This is a genomic window from Myxacorys sp. (assembly GCF_059501405.1).
In genome coordinates this window covers 1-2,681 of record NZ_JCACCM010000051.1, presented here as the reverse complement: position 1 = coordinate 2,681, position 2,681 = coordinate 1, and the positions used below count along the sequence as shown (strand labels likewise).

The following is a 2,681-nucleotide window of genomic DNA, read 5'->3' as shown; positions in this document are numbered from 1 at the left end:
TTCAAGGATTATCGTACTTAATTTCGAATATTCCCGGTTAAGTTGACGATACCTTTGTCTGCCCTGAGCAAGCTTAGAACTCCAGCCCAACACCCGCTTGCAGACTCAGCGCACCCGCATCACTGTCCCGGAACGCATTGATGCCATACTTGGCATCGCTGTACACGACGACGCCTTTCGCCACTTGGGATTCAACTCCCGCCGTCAGCACCGCCGCATCTTGATTCCCGATCGGAGACGTCACCCCACCATTCTGCACAAAGGAGTAGCCAGCTCCGGCATACAGGTTGGATTTGTCATTCAACCGCAGATCGTACGTCAGGGTCGGAATAATCGCGCTATTCTTACCCGTAAACAAGACGGAACCCCGCGCAGACACAGGAGTATTGGGAATGGCAAAGCGCCCTTGAACATTGCCGCCAAAGGAAGTGTCATCATTGCCGCGTCCACCACTGAGGACACCACCAGAAATGCCAGCGCCCACATAACTGCGATCATAGCGAGGAGCAGGTTGAGCCGAGGCAGCACCCACTTCAACGAACAGCGGAGAAACGACTAAAGCAGCGAGACCCGAAAGCATCGTAACAGATTGAAGAGATCTCATAGTCACCTAAAGGATTGTGAAAGGTAAAGAAGTGTTTGTGCCTGGAAAGGCAACAAGAAGAAACATCAGCGACTCACGACTTCTTGGGTATCACCAGCAGACTGGGATTGAGGTGCAAAGCTGCTCCAGAGTGCTGGGAAGCGAGTGAGTGCGAAGAGAATCAGAATGGGCGTGAAAGTTGAATTGCGCTTGGTTCTGATTCCATACTTCTGTTATAGAGCGGGGGAGATGTCAAAGAGGCGGGGACTGTTCACTTTACTAAGCGTCCTAAGTAATCCGGAATGCGTCCTGACTCCTGTGAAGAAGAAGACCTTGATGATCGGCTCCTCCAGTTTCATTAACTATTAAACAAAACTTAGTGAATTATAATTCGGCTGTGTTCTTTGCCCTGCTTGGTGTTTAGTACTTTTTTCCGCCCTCGCTGATTTTTCGGGTTGCCTTTTTTCATTAAGTTAATGGCTGATGGCTGTGATAACTTAGTGAAAAAATCAAGGCTGGCATGGCGTTTCAAAAAGGCGAAAATCCGCATCACCCGCTTCCGGGATCTGTGCTGACAGTTGAACCGATTCGGGATAAGAAGGCGATCGAGCGAATCAAGAAACTGCTGCGGGACCAGCCACGTGATCTGTGTCTGTTTGTACTGGGAATCAATACTGCCTTTCGTGCCAATGAGTTGCTCTCGCTCACGGTTGGTCAGGTGCGCTCCCTGCAACCTGGGGATGTGCTGCGCGTCAAGCAAAGCAAAACGGGGAAGTTTCGGAGTGTGACTGTGAATGGGGCGGTGGTGAAGGCGATCTCCCAGTACCTCACGGCTCATCCCCTTCCCGATAACGCGTTCCTGTTCCAGGGCAAGCGCGGTTGTCTCACTGTTCCCACCGTGAGCACGATGGTGAAAACCTGGTGTCAGCATGTGGGACTGAAGGGCAAGTATGGCAGCCACAGCTTGCGCAAGACTTGGGGGTACTGGCAGCGGCTGGAGCGCGGCACCGCCATTCCGCTGCTGATGGAAGCTTTTGGACACGCCACCCAGCAACAGACCTTAGCGTATCTGGGCATTCAAGCCGAGGAGATTGCCCAGATTTATGAGCTGGAACTGTAACCGAATGGCAACTGGTCAGGAGCAATGTCTGCTACCAATGGTTCATCAGGGTTATCAATGGGTGAGTTGGAATCCTCTATCAAAAAAGGCTCGTTTTTTAATAGAGCAATATAAGGTTAGCTAAGCAATCTAATTGTTAGTCATTCTCAGTTTGAGGTGAGGATGTCCATACACAACATAGGCGAGCCAGGTTGCGTCACCTCCTTGTTTCGCTTGCTGTCGCGCTGCAATGGTCGCCTCAGCAAGTGTCATTCCCTTAATTAAACTCAAATACAGTGTTTCGGTGAAAATGCGAGCTGGGCGATCGCCTACTGACCAGAGGGTGCCTACAAATACGCCAGCACCGCCTTTGAGAAACGCTTGAGCAAAGCCGCCAATTCCAGTTAACCTATACCCCTCTCTCCCAATCTGGCAAGCATTCAAAACGACCATTGGGCGTTCGCTTCTATCCCGCAAATTGCATTGACAGTACTGCCCTATAGTCGTTGCACTGAGATAGACAGGTACATATCTACCGTTCTCTACTCGTCCTTGTAGCATTAATTTCGCGTTAGCAATGTTGTCTTGCTCTGCAAGTCCATGTCCTGCAAAGTGCAGCAAATCAAAAGAGGATAAGGATAACAGGTTGCGCACATCAATGGGTTGAGGTTCAACTTTAGTGGCTCCAAATTGCTGCTCTAGAAAGTGAGACTCCTGCTCTGCTTGAGGTAAACGATAGCGATTATCTGGATAGCAGGGGATCACATAGGTAGCACGCCCAGGTCTGATGCTGATTTCTTCAGGAGGAAACCCAACATCATGTAGCCAGCGGACTAAGCCCATTTGTCCTAGAAAGCAAGTTTCATTGGGTAAATAATTCTGACCTGGTGGTTTCAGATGCACCAATTCTCAGGGAATAAAAGGCTCTGTCGAAATAACCATGATGCCTGCTTGACTGACAAAACTAAGAAGCTGGAAAGCTAGTGAGGACGGTGAATT

3 protein-coding genes are annotated in these 2,681 nt (G+C 49.8%); 1 reads left to right on the top strand and 2 read right to left on the bottom strand.

Going from position 1 to position 2,681, the window contains the following annotated elements; translation table 11 throughout:
• Positions 1 to 73: 73 nt before the first annotated feature.
• Positions 74 to 604 (bottom strand): putative outer membrane beta-barrel protein, encoded by a 531-nt coding sequence (locus tag AC5I6P_RS05125; protein WP_495692682.1) that lies wholly within the window; start codon positions 602 to 604, stop codon positions 74 to 76.
• A gap of 499 nt (positions 605 to 1,103) precedes the next feature.
• Here AC5I6P_RS05125 and AC5I6P_RS05120 point away from each other — a divergent pair, with 499 nt between their 5' ends.
• Complete coding sequence (locus AC5I6P_RS05120) at positions 1,104 to 1,703, top strand: site-specific integrase (RefSeq protein WP_495692681.1); 600 nt, start codon at positions 1,104 to 1,106, stop codon at positions 1,701 to 1,703.
• Positions 1,704 to 1,832: 129 nt separating this feature from the next.
• Here the strand turns inward: AC5I6P_RS05120 and AC5I6P_RS05115 are convergent, their stop codons facing one another.
• Entirely contained in the window at positions 1,833 to 2,585 is a 753-nt protein-coding gene (locus AC5I6P_RS05115) for a CHAT domain-containing protein (RefSeq protein WP_495692680.1), read from the bottom strand.
• Positions 2,586 to 2,681: the final 96 nt, after the last annotated feature.

What these genes read in the sequence shown, in the direction of transcription:
- AC5I6P_RS05125 (WP_495692682.1), bottom strand. Translation starts at nt 604, where the DNA reads ATGAGATCTCTTCAATCTGTTACGATGCTTTCGGGTCTCGCTGCTTTA.
- AC5I6P_RS05120 (WP_495692681.1), top strand. Translation starts at nt 1,104, where the DNA reads ATGGCGTTTCAAAAAGGCGAAAATCCGCATCACCCGCTTCCGGGATCT.